Genomic DNA, 16,845 nt, shown 5'->3' with positions numbered 1-16,845 from the left:
GGATGTTTGTATGGTATTTCTAAATGTGAAAAAACTCAATGTTGAATATTATACGAAAAATAACAGTGTTCATGCAGTTCAGGATATCTCATTTCAATTAGACCAACGGGATACAATAGGAATAGTTGGTGAATCAGGGTCTGGTAAATCAACGCTTGCGATGGCTATATTGCAGTTGATTCCTAAAAATACTGGAAAAGTAACTGGGAAAATCGAAATGAAAAGTAAGCGCTTACTTGATTTGACTCCATCAGAAATACGAGAAGTAAGGTGGGTAGATATTGCAGCAGTGTTTCAAAAGTCTATGAATGCATTAAGTCCAGTTCATCGTGTTGGAAATCAACTTTCAGATATCTATCGACTACATGAAAAAAATATTCCACATAAAATGTTGAAACAAAGAATTTTTCAACTATTAGATATGGTGAATTTACCATCACATGTATATAAAGCTTACCCTCACGAACTTTCTGGGGGGATGATGCAGCGAGTATCTATTGCACTTGGTTTAATGCATAATCCAAAACTCTTAATACTAGATGAAGCAACAACTGCGCTCGATGTTGTGACGCAAACCCAAATATTAAAAGAACTTATGGAATTAGAAGAAAAAATGGGTTTAACACGGATTATGATTACGCACGATTTATCTATCGTTGCCTCTTCTTGTAAAAAAGTGGCAGTCATGTATTCAGGGCAAATCGTGGAGTCTGGCTTCGTCAAGGATGTCCTGTACAACCCGCTTCATCCATATACAAAAAGTTTAATTAAATCTGTTCCTTCACTTAAGGGAGAAAATAGAAAAATTACGGCTATCAAGGGTTCTATTCCAGATTTGAGTAAACCTATAGAAGGGTGTGTTTTTGCTGCTAGGTGTCCGTATGCAAAAGAGGTATGCTTTCAATCAGCTCCTGAAAATAGTGAATTGGAAAATAACCGAGCAGTTAAATGCCATTTCGTGAAGGGAGGTGAATTTGTATGGGAGGAGGGGAAACAGACAATTGTGTAATAGAGGTAAATAATGTGAAGAAATACTATATTCGAAAAACACGAAAGACAACTAAAAGGTGGAGCTTGATCAATAAGGAAAAAGTAAAATCAGTTGACGGTGTGAGCTTTACTATGAATGAAGGAGAAATTTTAGGGGTTGTTGGAGAAAGCGGCTGTGGAAAGTCAACATTAGGTAAAGTATTAGTGAATCTGGAAAGTCTAAGCGAAGGATCTGTGAATATAAGAGGGCTTAATTCGAATCTATCATTGAAAAATAATCAACTCGCTTTTAGAAAAAAGGTTCAAATTATTTTTCAAAATCCCTTTGATACATTTGATCCAAGATACACAATAGAGAAAATTTTATTGAATGTGATGAAACTACACGATGTGGGAAGCAATACAGATGAAAGAAGGATGAAATGCATAGAAATCTTAGAAAATGCTGGATTAACACCAGCAAAAGATATTTTGAAGCGTTATCCTTATGAGCTGTCAGGTGGTCAGCTGCAGCGGATTTCTATTGTGCGCTCAATGCTTTTAAAGCCAGATTTCTTAGTTGCCGATGAGCCTGTTTCAATGTTAGATGTATCCGTAAGGGCAGATATCATGAATATGCTCAAGCAGGTTTGTAAAATACAAAAGACTGCTATGGTATTTATAAGCCATGATTTAGCCGCTACTAGATATATAGCTGATCGGATTGCAGTTATGTATCTTGGGCGTATTATTGAGATTGGTTCTACCGAAGAAATAATACAAAATCCTCAGCATCCATATACCAAAGCGCTTATATCTAACTCTATGGACTTGGATGAGGATATACAGAATAAAAGCATTATTTATCTAAAAGGGGAGCCACCAACACCTGTAAACGCAGGACCAGGGTGTTTTTTTGAACCGAGATGTCCGATTAGTCGAGCTTCATGTTCGATGCAATACCCCGATGTAAGAGCTGTTAGTAATCATCACGAAGTGTATTGTCCATATGGTACAGATGAATTAGATAATTAATCTGATTAATTAAGGAGTGGTGGCAGTTGAAGAAGTTAATACTAGGTATTTTTATTATATGTAATACGCTGTTATTTGCATGTTCTAATGGAGAAGCAGAATCTAATAGTGGGGATACGCTAGTGGTTGGCGCTGTTGGGGACCCTCAAACATATAATCCCGATGCTAGACCTGACGACAATTTCTACCCGATGGCACAAAATATCTATAGTCGTTTAATTAAATTAAATAATAATCAAGAGATTATACCAGATTTAGCGAAAGACTGGGAAGTTTCTGAGGATGGCACGGAGATAACTTTCAATTTACATGAAAATATAACCTGGCATGATGGCGAGCCTTTTACATCAAGCGACGCTAAATTTACATTAGATATGATTATAGAGCAGAATGGTGCTGCTGTAGATAATTTAAACAGTATGGAAAAGGTTGAAGCACCTGATGATAATACGGTCGTTATTACATTGAGCCAACCAGATGCCAGTTTTTTAGGATATTTAGCTTGGTATGCCACATTTATTGTTCCAGAGCATATTTATGATGAAGATAATTGGGACTCAGGTACAAGTGTTGAACCAATTGGTACTGGTCCATTTAAATTTGTAAGTCATGAGACAGGAGTAAACGTAGAGTTAGAACATAACAGTGATTACTTTGGTGACACACCTAAAGTAGATCGGTTAATCTTCTCTATTAACTCTGATCAAGACACGCAAATTCAAGCCTTTTATAATGGTGAAATTGATATTTTAGGTGGTGCTCCTCCTATAGCTGAAGTAGAAAATATAGTGAATAGCGATGAATATAAAATAACTCCAACTGTTTGGCCATCACGTCAGTATTTAGCTTTTAATGTTGCAGAGGAGCCTTTTAATGATCCTAATATTCGACAGGCAATTGCATATGCGCTTGATAATGAAGATATTACAATGAGAACTGATGGTGAGATTGGAGAAGCAGCAACGCATTTTCTTTCTCCATCGTATGAATGGGTATTAGATGATGATTACCTTATCCCTGAAAGCAATCAAGAGTTGGCTAAAGCGAAACTTGAAGAAACAGGTCTTGAACCAGATGAAAACGGGAACTATTTATCGACAAGTATTGATATGTTTGAATCTGGTAATTTTAGCGACATAGCTACAGTAGTTAAAGAACAACTAAGCCAGGTTGGAATTGAACTAACCATTAATTCGTCTGAGTATGCAGCTTGGCAAGAAAAAGTTGTAGACAATCAAAATTTCCAAATAACCTTACTTGGAGGCTATCAAGGACCAGATGTTGGAGCTATCACGTCAAGGGTATCGACAACTGGAGATAGTAATTTCATGGGCTACAGTAATCAAGAATTAGATGAGCTGCTTGATACTGCAGGGGCTATTTTTGAGGAGGAAGAACGTGCAAGTTATTACAGTGAAGTTCAACGGATCCTTTTAGAGGATATGATTATCTATCCAATCTCAGAATGGGTGGGGTCTGATCCTGTTCATGCTTATATAGAAGGCGACCCTTTTTCAGAAGAAGCTATCGGGAAAACGGGGTTTGCAGAATATACGTATGTAGAATTGACTGAATAGTCATTGTATTGTTGGAAAGGGAGTGACAATTTTAATGAATTTAGAGCAGATTATTTCAAATGTCCCCGATTACAAACGTTTTATGACGGTTGATGAAATGGATGAGAGTACTAAACGCTTAGCAGAAAAGTATCCAGATACAGTGGAAGTTTTAAAAGTCGGAAACTCACGGAATGGGCACCCTATCTTATGTATGAAGATAGGGAAGGGTTCTAAAAATGCCTTATGCTTTGCTTTACCCCACCCCAACGAACCTATAGGGGCGATGACAATGGAGTATTTATCAGAAGTATTGGCATCCAGCACAGATATATGTGAGGACTTAGGATTTACTTGGTATATTATTAAATGCATTGATCCTGATGGAACTCGTTTAAACGAGGGATGGTTTAAAGGACCGTTTGATTTATTTACGTATAGCAGGAACTTCTACAGACCAGTGGGTAACCAACAAGTAGAATGGACATTTCCATTCGATTATAAGGAAATGAAGTTTAAAAATCCGATTCCAGAGACTCAGGCACTGATGCGTTTAATAGATGAATATAAACCAGATTTTATTTATTCTCTTCACAATGCAGGTTTTGGAGGGGCGTATTGGTACATCACTCACGATATGCCAGCACTGTATAACTCTTTGCGGAAATCTGCTACAAAGCAAGGTATTCCCTTAAACAGAGGCGAGCCAGAAGCGCCATTTCTGAAAGAATTTTCTCCGGCTATCTTTCAAATGATGAGTTCTTCTGCTGAATATGAGTATACATTAAAGCATACTGGGGAGCCCCCAAAACATAATATAGGTACGTGTAGCGGAGACTATGCTCTGAGTCGTAATAAGGATTGTGTTACCTTACTTACCGAGCTGCCATATTTTTATGATAATCGCGTAGCAGATGAAAGTGTAGGAGAGATTAGTAGAAAAGAGGCTGTCGCTGAAAATGTTCGTCTGACAAATGCACATTATCGTGAGATAAGTCAATTATTAGAACCAATTAGGACATTTATTTCGGAGGATAACGTATTTATTCAACTAGTTGCTGAGATTATAAAGCATGAAGAAAAGAATGGCATTGCAAAATTAAACTGGGCATCATCTAATCCAGATTTCGAAAAAAAAGCTAGTATTTCACAAATATTTGATAATCTCTATACCGCCCAATTTTATAATAACTTATTTTTAGGAATGACTGTTCGGGCAATTGAATTTGAAATAGATAGGTTAAAATTAGCGTCAAATACAATGAGTAGTGAAAACATACAATTATTAAAGAATGCCCGCAATCAATCATTGGAAATGTTGGTGAGAGCATGCAACCAATTAGAATCAGATTTGAATTTTGAAGTTATTCCTATTCAAACACTAGTACGTATTCAAATTGAAAGCGGGTTAAAGGTTGTGCAGCATTTAGCGAAAACAGAAAAAGTGTAATCGATATTAGAAAGAAAGTGGGTTGACTGTAATTGTTGAACGATAAAATAAAAGAACACTTAACAAATAATTCTTCACCAATTAACTGGGAAAGCGTTCACTCCGCCCGTGAAAGTTTTCTGAAATACCGAAAAAATTTAAAAGAAATTCAGGTAGAAGTTGCTTTTATAGAGAACCGCATAGTCACCTATAATAATTTAACTATCCCAATGAGAATTTATACACCTGAAGGGATTGGTCCTCATCCTTTGGTCGTGTATTTTCATGGTGGAGGATTTGTGTTAGGTGATTTGAGTTCTGTGGATAATCTATGTCGTTATATTTGCAAATATTCAGAGCGAATTGTTATCTCTGTAGATTATCGTTTAGCTCCTGAGAACCCTTACCCGGCAGCTTTAGAGGACGCTTTGGCTTCTATACAATGGGCCTGCAATTATGCGGGCGAAATCAATGCAGAAAGTACAAATATAGCAATTGCAGGAGACAGCGCCGGTGGTAATTTAGCTGCTCAAGCAGCAATTTTACTCCGGGATTCTAAAGAAGTGTCAATCAATAGTCAGTGGCTTTTTTATCCATGGTTAGATTTTAAATTAAATTCCAAAACTCACAAATTATATGGTGAAGGTTATAATTTAACGACTGAGGAATTAGAGTGGTATACATCCTTTTACTTGCCTCATCATGTTGATAGGGATTTACCTAATATTTCGCCTTTACTTCAAAAGAATCTTAACGCACTTCCAGATTCAATTATTCTTACTGCGCAGTATGATCCGCTTCAAAACGATGGGCTAGTGTATGCAAAAGCATTATTAGATGCAGGAAATTCTGTCGATTACACCTGTTGTAAATCTCTCACCCATAGTTTTTTGAATATGACAGGTGAAATAGACGAGGCCAGGGAGATACTAGATCAAATTGTAGCTAAAATGAAAGGAAGAAATAATAAGGCAACTCTTGAAAGATATTAATATAGTGGGAGGAGTAGAATGTATATACCTAAGTATTATAGAATGGACGACATCGAGACAAAGATACATTTTATTGAGGAGAATAGTTTTGGTATTCTTGTGTCAAATGGTGAAGATATGCTTCATGGCACTCATTTGCCTTTTTTAGTCGAAAAAAATACAGACGGTAGTATTAAATTGATAGGTCATATGTCTAAAGGAAATCCACAATGGCGTGAGATAAAAGGTGATGTTTTGGTTGTTTTTTCAGGACCACATGCTTACGTATCACCAACTTGGTATGAAGAGGAAGGTTATGTTCCGACCTGGGATTATCAAGCAGTTCATGTCTATGGTAAGTATATTCCAAAGAATTCCCCTGAGGATTTAAAGGAAATAATGGATAAAACGATTGCGTACTATGAGAAAGATCAGCTTAAACCTTGGAACGGTAATATTCCAAATCATGTATATCATCGTCTTATTAACGGAGTTGAGGGGTTCAATATAGAAGTAAATGATATTCAAGGACAATGGAAATTACATCAAGATCATTCAGAGGTTAGAAAAAAGAGGGTGGCAAGTGCCTTAGGTCTAAAAGAAGATCAAGATGCAATTAAAATAGCGAAACAAATAATGAATAATTTTAAATAGTATTCAAGTATTTAATAAAGTAATGAAAAAAGTGTACTCTTCTTAATGAAAAATATAAAAATTTTTTAACTGTATAAATTTATTCTGCCAATTAAAAAACTAAACTGTGAAGTAAGATATGTTCTGACTACACAGTTTAGTTTACGTTCCTGTTCCTGAGTCTTGTTAAAACGATACAATCCTCGAGGATTTACTTTTATTTATTAATTGTCTTTGCAGCTAATGCAACAACTTCATCTGCTGTGCTTAGAGAAAGGAATTCATCTTTAAGTGCTGCAAGTTCTTTTTTATTAAGCCCGAGAATCTGCGTTCTTGCTGGTAAGATGGACGTTGCGCTCATGCTGAATTCATCCAGTCCTAGTGCAAGAAGTAGTGGAATAGCAGTACTATCTCCCGCCATTTCTCCACACATGCCTGCCCATTTGCCTTCTGCGTGAGCTGCTTCAATAACATTGTTTACCAGGTTCAGGATTGCTGGATGGTATGGCTGATACAGATAGGATACCTGTTCATTCATGCGGTCGGCAGCCATCGTGTATTGAATCAGGTCATTTGTTCCGATACTGAAGAAGTCAACTTCTTTTGCAAATTGTTTTGCAAGAACTGCAGTAGCAGGAATTTCTACCATGATTCCAACCTCGATATTTTCAGAAACCTCAACACCATCTTTTTGAAGATTATCTTTTTCTTCCAGCAGTAATGCTTTTGCCTGACGGAATTCTTCTAATGTAGCAATCATCGGGAACATAATTTTTAGATTACCGTATGCACTTGCACGCAATAAAGCGCGGAGCTGTGGACGGAATACATGTTCATTTTCCAGACAGAAACGGATTGCACGGAATCCTAAGAACGGATTCATTTCATGCGGCATATCTAAGTAACTGATTTCCTTATCGCCGCCGACATCAAGTGTTCTTACAACGACAGGCTTGTCCCCCATTTTTTCCAACACGGTTTTATATGCTTCAAATTGAATATCCTCAGAAGGCAATTCTGAGTTACCCATGTATAAGAATTCTGTACGGTAAAGACCAACAGCTTCGCCGCCATTATTAAGAACACCATCTACATCTTCTGGTGTACCGATATTCCCTCCAAGCTCTACCTGTTCGCCGTCAGCGGAGAAAGTAGGCTCGTCTTTTAATTTTGCCCATTCTGCCTGCTGCTTAGCAAAGGCAGCCTGCTTCTCTTCGTAAACTTTAATTTCTTCTTCTGAAGGGTTAATAATAACCTTGCCTTCAATTCCGTCAACAATAATTTGATCATCTTTTTTCACAGCGCCGGTAACTTCTTTGGTACCGACAACTGCTGGAATTTCTAAAGAACGGGCCATGATAGCAGAATGAGAAGTTCTGCCGCCGATATCGGTTGCAAACCCTTTTACAAATTCGCGGTTTAATTGTGCCGTATCAGAAGGGGTTAAATCTCTGGCTATGACAATTACCTGTTCGTCAATTAAGGCTGGATTAGGAAAAGTAACCTGCAGTAAATGAGACATCACACGTTTGGTTACATCCTGGATATCAGCTGCACGTTCACGCATATACTCATTATCCATTCCTTTAAACATACCGACAAACATGGTAGCAACTTCATCCAGTGCTGCTTCTGCATTTACTTTATCATCATTGATTTTATCTTTGATCGGGTTAATAAGCTCTGGATCTCCTAAGACAAGCAGATGTGCAGAAAAGATTTCTGCATGCTCTTCCCCAAGTTCTTTTAATGTATGTTCTTTGATTTTTTCCAGTTCTTTTCTGGAAACTTCCAGTGCGTTATCAAGACGCTCAATCTCTTTTCCTGGATCATCAATCGAAGACTTTTCAAAATTTAATTCTGGCTCCTTTAGCTCATATACTTTAGCAATGGCAATTCCACTAGATGCAGCAATTCCATTCATTTTTTTCATCATGAGAGCATCCTTTCTTTAGTAAAGCTTTAAACATAATTATAACACATCTATACTAAATTAGTGCAGGTCATTGTGCAAGTAATAAATGCCAGCAGGAAGCGTTTTTCTGTATTTGAAAGAAGTGTTAATTATTGGTATTGCTCAGCGATTTCAGCCAGTTTCCTATAAATAAAAATACCTCTTCCCGGCATGTATCATTTAACAGCTCATGCCTCCCTCCCTCAAAAATGAGGGCGGTAATATTTGTCATACCGTTTTTTTGAAAAAGAGCAGCAGTTTTCCAGATACCTTTTCCGTATTGACCAATCGGGTCCTCGTCTCCACTGACAAGGAGAAGAGGAAGTCTCTTACATATATTTTGATTAAGGCTTTGATTTCTTGTTTGATAGATACCTTCTAATAAATCATAGAAAAAACGGGCTGTTGGAATAAAGCCGGTATATGAATCTTCTTCATAGGAAGCTGCAAATGCTTTATCTCTGGTCAGCCATTCATGCTTATAGTGTTTATTCCGCTTTTTACTGCTCCCTAACACAAGCTTATTCATCAAAGGTGAGGGGCTCCGGGGCGGTAAAAAGGAAGCCGTGCTTTTGCCTATTGCTGTAACGATTCTGGAATAGTGTCCTGTTCCTGTTAATATTAACCCATCTATTTCTGCACTATAATGCTGAATAAAATTCCGCATTAAGAAGGAGCCCATACTATGTCCAAGAAAATAGTATGGGAGGTGCGGAAAGGATTTTTTCCCAAATTGCATGATTTCATAAAGATCTGTAACAACACGCTGGAATCCATTTTCTTCTGTAAAATATCCCTGTATTCCATTATCCCCTGTTTTGCCATGACCGCGGTGGTCACTGCCGATAACAATGTACCCTAAGGAAGTACAATAAGAAGCAAAATCATGATAACGTTCAATATGCTCCACCATTCCATGTGCGATCTGAAGGATGCCGGCCGCTTGTTTATCAGGCAGCCATTGTTTTATATAAATACTGGTACCATCAGAGGCTTCCAGCCAATCTTCTTTCATCTGCATTTAGTCTCCCCCTTTATTATCCCTATCATTCTTCATTTGCTTTTGTATAAAATGCGGTTATTTTTATTATACTTTGAAGACATGTTTTCAAACAAATACTATCTGTTTGAAATGCTGATTGATTTTAATACTTTTTCATTTTGATAAAATATTGATTTTTCCCCGGTAATTCACTAATCTGCCTTGCACAATAAATTAAAAGTATGATAAAGTAAAGAATAGGGATTGTCGGAACATAGGAGGAGTATGGAGACATGTTTTTAACTGTGGTTAATGTTTTATTAGTAATTGACGTTATTGTTATGATTGCACTTGTGTTACTGCAGTCTGGAAAAAGTGCCGGTTTATCCGGAGCTATTTCTGGTGGTGCAGAGCAGTTATTTGGAAAACAGAAAGCACGAGGAATTGATTTAGTGCTTCATCGTTTAACAATTGTTACAGGTGTGCTGTTCTTTTTATTAGCTTTCTTGGCAGCGTACGTATTACAATAAATATTATTCCTTATCACAGTTTTGTGGTAAGGTTTTTTTATTTCCACGTTCAAAAAGTCTGTTTTATCAGCCTTTTTGAACACACTTCTATAACGATACAGGGTATACTAGAAATGAATTTGGCAAAAATGATTTAGAGAAGATGAAGGGAATGGATGATTGTGAAAATAAAGCTGCCGCAGCCATTTACATTTGAAGCTGGAGAGCGTGCTGTCTTATTATTACACGGATTTACAGGTCATTCTGCAGATGTCCGTATGCTTGGACGGTTTTTGGAAAAGAAAGGCTATACAAGCCATGCACCAATTTACCGCGGGCATGGACTGCCTCCAGAGGAATTAATTAAAAGTAATCCAGAACAGTGGTGGGCAGATGTAAAAGCTGCGTATAACTATTTGAAGGATTTAGGCTATAAGGAAATTGCTGTAGCAGGTCTTTCTCTTGGAGGCGTATTAGGTTTAAAACTTGCTTATTCTGAGCAAATTAAAGGTATGGTTTCCATGTGTGCACCGATGTTTTTCGATAATGAAGAACAGCTGACGAAGGGTTTTCGGGAGTTCTCCAGTGAGTTTAAACAGCTGGAGCAAAAGGATGAAGCTGCTATTGAAGAAGAAGTAGACACATTAATGGAAAATTCCAAAGACCTCTTTAAAGGCGTAGGAGCGACCATTAAAGAAGTAAAATCAAATATTGATATGATTTATACACCAACCTTTGTTGTTCAGGCAGAAAAGGATGAAATGATCAATACAGACAGCGCTAATTATATTTATAATAACGTAGAATCTACACAAAAAGAGATTAAGTGGTACCCCAATTCAGGACATGTTATTACGATGGATAAAGAAAAGGAACAGCTTCACGAAGATATCTATATGTTTTTAGAGAGTCTGGATTGGGAAGTATAGAGTATAGAGCAGGAAAGATAAAGAGAAAGAAGGTGAGACAATGAAAGAACGAATTATAGATTATATTAAAGAAAATAGTACTAAGCCTTTGTCTGTACAGGAATTAGAAGAGGCTCTGGGTTTAGAAGAGGCAACCGAATTTAAAGAGCTGGTCATTGCTCTGAATGAATTGGAATTAGAGGGAGAGCTTGTCCGGACAAGAAAAAACAGATTTGGACTTCCTGATAAAATGAACCTCGTTAAGGGAACTATTCAGATGCATGCAAAGGGTTTTGCCTTTCTTATTCCGGAAGATGAAAATGAAACGGATGTTTACATCCATGCAAATGATATGGGCTCTGCAATGAATAAGGATAAAGTACTTGTCCGTCTGGAAAAGAAAGATTCAGAGGGCTCCCGCCCGGAAGGAAAGGTTATCCGGATTTTAGAGCGTGCAGTTGTGACTGTTGTCGGCACATTTGAGGATAATCGTTCCTTTGGGTTTGTTATTGCTGATGACAAACGGATTCCGAATGATATTTTTATTTCTAAAGGACATACACATGGGGCTATCGATGGTCACAAAGTACTTGCACGTATTACAAAATATCCAGAGGGAAGAAAAAGTGCAGAAGGAGAAATTATTCAGATTCTGGGTCATAAAAATGACCCGGGAATTGATATTCTTTCGATTATTTACAAGCATGGAATTCCGATAGATTTTCCGGAAGAGGTAATAGAGCAGGCAAATGGAGTTCCCGAAGAAATTAATCCGGCTGATATACATGGAAGAAAGGACCTGCGGGACGAGGTTGTCGTTACGATTGACGGTGCTGATGCCAAGGACCTTGATGATGCGGTCAGCGTCAAACGTCTCGATAATGGAAATTACCAGCTTGGGGTTTATATTGCGGACGTCAGCCATTATGTTGAAGAAGGCACCCCGCTGGATAAAGAAGCATTTGAGCGGGGAACGAGTGTGTATTTAGTCGACCGCGTGATTCCGATGATTCCTCATCGCTTATCAAATGGTATCTGTTCCCTTAATCCTCAGGTAGACCGTTTAACACTGGGATGTAAAATGGAGATTAATTCAAGTGGACAGGTCGTTCATCATGAAATTTTCCAAAGTGTTATCAATTCGAATGAACGAATGACTTATACCGATGTGAATAAGATTTTAGTAGACAAAGATGAAGAACTGCGCAAAAAATATGAGCCGCTTGTTCCAATGTTTGAGAACATGGAAAAGCTCGCAGATATTTTACGCGGGAAACGTTTTGGACGCGGCGCAATTGACTTTGATTTTAAAGAAGCGAAAGTGCTTGTCGATGAAAAAGGTCATCCGACTGATGTAGTCATTCGCGAACGCTCCGTCGGGGAGAAACTAATTGAAGAATTTATGCTGGCAGCGAATGAAACAATTGCCGAGCATTTCCATTGGATGGATGTACCATTTATCCATCGTATTCATGAGGATCCGGATGAAGGGAAGCTTGAGAAATTCTATGAATTCTTAGCCGGACTTGGCATTTCAGTAAAAGGTACAGCTAACGAAATCCATCCGCAGCAGCTTCAAAAAGTGCTGGAATCCATTAAAGATGAACCGGAGGAAATGATTGTATCCAAATTAATGCTGCGTTCCATGCAGCAGGCAAAATATTCGCCGAATAGCGTTGGCCACTTTGGCTTGGCAACAGATTTTTATACGCATTTCACGTCGCCAATCCGCCGTTATCCGGATTTAATCGTACACCGCCTGATCCGCACTTATTTAATTGAAAATAAGATGGATAAGAAAACAATGAAGCATTGGAAGGACCGGATGCCGGAAATCGCCCGTCATACTTCAGAAATGGAACGCCGGGCAGTGGATGCCGAACGTGACACCGATAATATGAAAAAAGCGGAATTTATGAAGGATAAAATTGGTGAAGAATTTACCGGCATTATCAGCTCCGTAACGAATTTCGGTATGTTTGTCGAGTTGGAAAATACGGTAGAGGGGCTTGTCCATGTCAGCTATTTGACAGATGACTATTACCATTTTGATGAACGCAGTCAGGCGATGATTGGTGAACGGACAGCCAAAGTATTCCGTGTCGGAGATGAAGTGGATATTAAGGTTGCTGATGTAAATCTGGAGGAATATACCGTTGATTTTGAATTGACATCCTTAGGTTCACCGCGCAGGAAGGAAAGAAAGGAAAAGCCTTCCAGACGGGTTATCCAGTCTTCACCAAAAACGAAAGAAAAATCAAAAGCAAGGCCAAAAGGGAAGGGAAAAGGTAAAGCAAACCCGAACCCTAAAAACAAGAAAAAGAATAAACCAAAAAGATAAAATCTCTGCTTAGGAGATTTTATCTTTTTTTCACACAGAGAGCAGAAGTTCATCAAATATATGAAAGCTTTGAGATAAGACAGGATTTTTGGTAAAATATACAGAGGGTTCATACGAGGAGAGAGAGCTTGATTTCTTTCCATGTGAACAAGAACTTTTAAAAGTTCGATGGAAGAGGATGATTTTAGATGCCAAAAGGAAATGGAAAAACCATTGCACAAAATAAAAAAGCTTCCCACGATTATTTTATTGAAGAAACGTATGAGGCGGGTATTGTTCTGCAGGGAACGGAAATCAAGTCTATTCGTAACGGCAGAGTGAATATTAAGGATGCCCATGCGCGGATTGACAGAAGAGGGGAAGTGCAGTTAATTAATCTGCATATCGCTGAATATGAGCAGGGAAACCGTTATAATCACGACCCGACCCGTTCAAGAAAGCTGTTGCTTCATCGCAAGGAAATTGATAAATTGATCGGTTTGACCCAGCAGCAGGGCTATGCATTAGTCCCATTAAAAATTTATATTAAAAACGGCTATGCAAAAGTGTTAATTGGACTTGGAAAAGGGAAGAAGAAATACGATAAGCGTGAAGACTTAAAACGTAAGCAAATGAAGCGTGATGTAGATCGTGCTATTAAAGACCATATGCGTTAATCTGAAGCATATTTGACAATTCAGCATGATTTGTTATAATGGAAGGTACCCTGTTCATGGTATGCTGTTTATGGAACAGTTATTACTATAGGAATAAGGGTCAACTGAATAATTAAAAAGTGCTTAATTATTCCCTGTGATTTTTTTATACGGGGACGTTACGGATTCGACAGGGGTAGATTGAGCTCAAGTTGCACGTCGAGGTTACGGCTCGTAAAACGTTACGCCTAAATATAATTGGCAAAGAAAACAATCAACCTGTTTTAGCAGCTGCGTAAGTAGCCTAAAACGATCCTTCCTGCCATCGCCCGTGTGGCAGATTGAAGGGTCTCAAATGAAGCGGGCTATACTGCTATCCACCGTCTGAGGATGGGCAGAAGAACTTAATCAGACTAGTTCCATGAAAGCCTGTCAGCAGGCTGACATGAGAGCGAATGATAATATACTGACTAAGCGTGTAGATACTTGAGTGCCGATATCCTTGGACGAGGGTTCGACTCCCTCCGTCTCCATAAAAAGACCTGTAAGCGTTGGTGTTATTGAGGTTACAAAATAGTGATACGATTTGTGATACTGTAAGTTATTTGTAGTCACTTATGTTCACCACGCTTGCTGGTTTAAAATCGTTCTCCATTTTTTCGATTGCTTCATCTTCAGCATTCGGGTAAAGGTGGCTATAAATGTCATACGTTGTTGACGTGTTAGCATGCCCTAAGCGTTTGCTAATAATTTGAATGTCATTACCTAGATTGATTAAATACGATGCGTGAGAATGCCTTAAATCGTGTATTCTAATACGTTTTACTTTTGATTGCTTTATATACTCTTCGAATCGCCTATCAATAGTAGTGTGGGATACATGGTTATAATATTCACCAAAAACAACATAATCAATTTTGTTTTTATTTTGAAGCTTCAACTCACCTAATAATTTCATGGTGTGTTGAGGCATTTTTATTTTACGATTAGATGATTCATTTTTGGGAGATGTAACACGATTGTGATAAACAGTTTTATTAATATCGATTGTGTTGTTATCAAAATCAATATCTTTCCAGGTCAATGCCAATGCCTCTCCTTTTCTTAAACCGCCATAAAACAAAACCATAAACAACGTACGAAACAGTAGCTCATCAGCCTCTTGTATGAATTGTTTAAATTCATCTATTGTCCAAAAATCTAATCTTTTCGGCTCTTTCATTTCAATATTTCCAACTTCTCGTGCTACATTTACTTTTAAATATTCCAGCCTAATAGCATAGTTTAATGTAGCTGATAAAACGGTATGCACTTTTTTAGCACTTGCAACACCCAAGTTGTCAAGCAAGTGATCATGGAATCGAATGACGTCTCTTTTGGATATATCTTTAATTTTCTTGTGTTCAAATCGTGGTTTTAAATGGATTCGTACTACGCTCTCTATTTTCATGTAAGAAGATTCTTTTCTTCTCTTTTTATACCAATCAAGATACATATCAGCTATTTTCCCAAAGGATAAGTTTTCCTCGTCCTCCACATCAAAATTGTAAAGGAAATCAATTTCAGCATCCTTTGCTTCTTTTTTTGATTTAAATCCTCTCTTCATAAAGCGTTTCTTTTCTCCATTTGGTAAATCTACATAAACGCTATAATAATAAGTGTTTCTTTTTTTGTCTTTATAAACTGCCACTCTTAGTCCTCCTTTTTACATAAATAGGCAGGTAGCTAGCCTGCCTGTGTTAAATTATTGACGTCAGTAATTTAATCTAATTCCACAATATAAACAACAACTTTGCCATGTATGACTAAATCGTCATTATTTATTGATGTAACATAATCATAAAATGACATATCGTGCGAATCTGGTCTAAATATAATATTGTCTTCATCTTGATAAAATCGTTTAACTGAATAATCTCCTCCGTCACTATATACAACAATATCTCCATCTTTTAACTGATGTAGTTCTACTGGTTTAACAGCTATTAAAGATTTATCGGGGATAATTTTATTCATCGAATCTCCATTAACTTTTGTAATAAACAAGTCATCACAACCAGCCCATTTACCAAGCGCTGAATCCGGTAAAGATATTTCTTCTACAGTATTTTCCGTTATACCGTCTACATGTAATGGTAATCCTGCACTTATAGCTGTGGGATAGAAGTTGTAAGGCTCGGCTGGTTCTTTGATTATTTCGTTCTCGTTATCTTCCCATCCCATTAAAAATGCTGGTGTCACCCTCAATGCTGCCGCTAATGGTTTTATAATGTCTATAGGCATATTTTCAATTTCACTACTTTCATACCTATATATAGTTGCTCTGTTTTTACCCAACTTTTTAGCCAATTCATCTACAGATAATTTAAGTTGTTTCCTTCTGCTTTTAATACGATCTCCTATTTTCATTATTATCACCTCACTTTCTAATTATATAATAACACAAAAATCGCATATATGCAACATATATAAAATAATAATAGATATTTTTTTCGTAAAATGCGATTATTATGTTGACATTTAAGAATATTTGGTTTATTATTTGGTTAATCGCACGACATGCGACATAATAAAGGAGGTGTTAAAGCATGAATGTTAGTAAGCTAAGAGGGAAAGTTGTAGAAAAAGGGATGAGTATTACAACATTGGCAAAATTAGTTGGGATAGATAGAAGTTCGTTATATAGAAAATTAAGAAATCAAGGTGAAACTTTAACCATTAAAGAAGCAAACAGGATTGTAGAAATCCTACAATTATCAAAAGAAGAATCGATGGCAATTTTTTTTAATTCTTTTGTCGCGTGTGATGCGAACGAAGGATTTGAAGAGGTGAATTGAAGTGAAAAAAATACATTTAACCGATGGACAACCATCTGATATCAGGTTAAACGAACAGTCAGTTGAGTTGAAAGAATTAGTTGACT

The 16,845-nt window shown here is 37.4% G+C and carries 15 protein-coding genes and 1 other RNA gene; 12 read left to right on the top strand and 4 right to left on the bottom strand.

Annotated elements, in window-relative coordinates; all coding sequences use genetic code 11:
- Positions 1–10 precede the first annotated feature (10 nt).
- The 6 genes from IEX29_RS00080 to IEX29_RS00055 are packed head-to-tail and all read left to right on the top strand — an operon-like array spanning position 11 to position 6,614.
- Positions 11–1,009 (top strand): ABC transporter ATP-binding protein, encoded by a 999-nt coding sequence (locus IEX29_RS00080; protein ID WP_188732491.1) that lies wholly within the window; start codon positions 11–13, stop codon positions 1,007–1,009.
- A complete protein-coding gene (locus IEX29_RS00075) occupies positions 979–2,004 on the top strand; it encodes an ABC transporter ATP-binding protein (protein ID WP_188732490.1) in 1,026 nt (341 codons plus the stop codon). Before IEX29_RS00080 ends, IEX29_RS00075 begins: the two co-directional genes overlap by 31 nt.
- 26 nt (positions 2,005–2,030) lie before the next feature.
- Positions 2,031–3,581 (top strand): ABC transporter substrate-binding protein, encoded by a 1,551-nt coding sequence (locus tag IEX29_RS00070; RefSeq protein WP_188732489.1) that lies wholly within the window; start codon positions 2,031–2,033, stop codon positions 3,579–3,581.
- A gap of 34 nt (positions 3,582–3,615) precedes the next feature.
- Entirely contained in the window at positions 3,616–5,010 is a 1,395-nt protein-coding gene (locus tag IEX29_RS00065; protein ID WP_188732488.1) for a M14 family zinc carboxypeptidase, read from the top strand.
- Between the two features lie 35 nt (positions 5,011–5,045).
- The gene (locus IEX29_RS00060; protein ID WP_229720025.1) at positions 5,046–5,981 is read left to right on the top strand and encodes an alpha/beta hydrolase; all 936 of its coding nucleotides are present in this window, start codon (positions 5,046–5,048) and stop codon (positions 5,979–5,981) included.
- An 18-nt stretch (positions 5,982–5,999) separates the two neighbouring features.
- Complete coding sequence (locus IEX29_RS00055) at positions 6,000–6,614, top strand: FMN-binding negative transcriptional regulator (RefSeq protein ID WP_188732486.1); 615 nt, start codon at positions 6,000–6,002, stop codon at positions 6,612–6,614.
- Between the two features lie 196 nt (positions 6,615–6,810).
- Here the strand turns inward: IEX29_RS00055 and ptsP are convergent, their stop codons facing one another.
- Complete coding sequence (gene ptsP, locus IEX29_RS00050) at positions 6,811–8,526, bottom strand: phosphoenolpyruvate--protein phosphotransferase (RefSeq protein WP_188733023.1); 1,716 nt, start codon at positions 8,524–8,526, stop codon at positions 6,811–6,813.
- A gap of 127 nt (positions 8,527–8,653) precedes the next feature.
- A complete protein-coding gene (locus IEX29_RS00045; RefSeq protein ID WP_229720024.1) occupies positions 8,654–9,568 on the bottom strand; it encodes an alpha/beta fold hydrolase in 915 nt (304 codons plus the stop codon).
- A 254-nt stretch (positions 9,569–9,822) separates the two neighbouring features.
- On the opposite strand from IEX29_RS00045, the gene secG reads away from it, so the two are divergent.
- From secG to ssrA, 5 genes are all read left to right on the top strand, one after another.
- The gene (gene secG, locus IEX29_RS00040; protein ID WP_188732485.1) at positions 9,823–10,059 is read left to right on the top strand and encodes a preprotein translocase subunit SecG; all 237 of its coding nucleotides are present in this window, start codon (positions 9,823–9,825) and stop codon (positions 10,057–10,059) included.
- 161 nt (positions 10,060–10,220) lie between these two features.
- On the top strand, positions 10,221–10,967 hold the full coding sequence (locus tag IEX29_RS00035; RefSeq protein ID WP_188733021.1) for an alpha/beta hydrolase: 747 nt from the start codon (positions 10,221–10,223) through the stop codon (positions 10,965–10,967).
- A gap of 40 nt (positions 10,968–11,007) precedes the next feature.
- Complete coding sequence (gene rnr / locus IEX29_RS00030) at positions 11,008–13,287, top strand: ribonuclease R (RefSeq protein ID WP_188732484.1); 2,280 nt, start codon at positions 11,008–11,010, stop codon at positions 13,285–13,287.
- A gap of 188 nt (positions 13,288–13,475) precedes the next feature.
- A complete protein-coding gene (gene smpB / locus IEX29_RS00025) occupies positions 13,476–13,943 on the top strand; it encodes an SsrA-binding protein SmpB (protein WP_188732483.1) in 468 nt (155 codons plus the stop codon).
- Between the two features lie 151 nt (positions 13,944–14,094).
- Positions 14,095–14,458, top strand: a transfer-messenger RNA (tmRNA) gene (ssrA, locus tag IEX29_RS00020).
- Positions 14,459–14,523: 65 nt separating this feature from the next.
- Here the strand turns inward: ssrA and IEX29_RS00015 are convergent.
- Both IEX29_RS00015 and IEX29_RS00010 read right to left on the bottom strand, forming a co-directional pair.
- Positions 14,524–15,612, bottom strand: a complete 1,089-nt coding sequence (locus IEX29_RS00015; RefSeq protein ID WP_188732482.1) for a site-specific integrase — start codon at positions 15,610–15,612, stop codon at positions 14,524–14,526.
- A gap of 71 nt (positions 15,613–15,683) precedes the next feature.
- The gene (locus IEX29_RS00010) at positions 15,684–16,331 is read right to left on the bottom strand and encodes a LexA family protein (RefSeq protein WP_188732481.1); all 648 of its coding nucleotides are present in this window, start codon (positions 16,329–16,331) and stop codon (positions 15,684–15,686) included.
- Positions 16,332–16,510: 179 nt separating this feature from the next.
- Here IEX29_RS00010 and IEX29_RS00005 point away from each other — a divergent pair, with 179 nt between their 5' ends.
- Positions 16,511–16,759 carry a helix-turn-helix domain-containing protein gene (locus IEX29_RS00005; RefSeq protein WP_188732480.1) on the top strand — a complete coding sequence of 83 codons (249 nt, stop codon included), beginning with the start codon at positions 16,511–16,513 and terminating at the stop codon, positions 16,757–16,759.
- Positions 16,760–16,845: the final 86 nt, after the last annotated feature.

It is taken from the genome of Oceanobacillus neutriphilus (assembly GCF_014645515.1).
GTDB classification, from domain to species: domain Bacteria; phylum Bacillota; class Bacilli; order Bacillales; family Amphibacillaceae; genus Oceanobacillus; species Oceanobacillus neutriphilus.
This window is presented reverse-complemented; position numbering and strand designations above follow the sequence as displayed.

Bases quoted from the DNA above. Each gene is read 5' to 3' on its own strand.
- IEX29_RS00045 (WP_229720024.1), bottom strand. From the start codon at position 9,568: ATGCAGATGAAAGAAGATTGGCTGGAAGCCTCTGATGGTACCAGTATT.
- IEX29_RS00005 (WP_188732480.1), top strand. From the start codon at position 16,511: ATGAATGTTAGTAAGCTAAGAGGGAAAGTTGTAGAAAAAGGGATGAGT.
- secG (WP_188732485.1), top strand. From the start codon at position 9,823: ATGTTTTTAACTGTGGTTAATGTTTTATTAGTAATTGACGTTATTGTT.
- IEX29_RS00080 (WP_188732491.1), top strand. From the start codon at position 11: ATGGTATTTCTAAATGTGAAAAAACTCAATGTTGAATATTATACGAAA.
- IEX29_RS00055 (WP_188732486.1), top strand. From the start codon at position 6,000: ATGTATATACCTAAGTATTATAGAATGGACGACATCGAGACAAAGATA.
- IEX29_RS00010 (WP_188732481.1), bottom strand. From the start codon at position 16,331: ATGAAAATAGGAGATCGTATTAAAAGCAGAAGGAAACAACTTAAATTA.
- IEX29_RS00075 (WP_188732490.1), top strand. From the start codon at position 979: ATGGGAGGAGGGGAAACAGACAATTGTGTAATAGAGGTAAATAATGTG.
- smpB (WP_188732483.1), top strand. From the start codon at position 13,476: ATGCCAAAAGGAAATGGAAAAACCATTGCACAAAATAAAAAAGCTTCC.
- ptsP (WP_188733023.1), bottom strand. From the start codon at position 8,526: ATGAAAAAAATGAATGGAATTGCTGCATCTAGTGGAATTGCCATTGCT.
- rnr (WP_188732484.1), top strand. From the start codon at position 11,008: ATGAAAGAACGAATTATAGATTATATTAAAGAAAATAGTACTAAGCCT.
- IEX29_RS00065 (WP_188732488.1), top strand. From the start codon at position 3,616: ATGAATTTAGAGCAGATTATTTCAAATGTCCCCGATTACAAACGTTTT.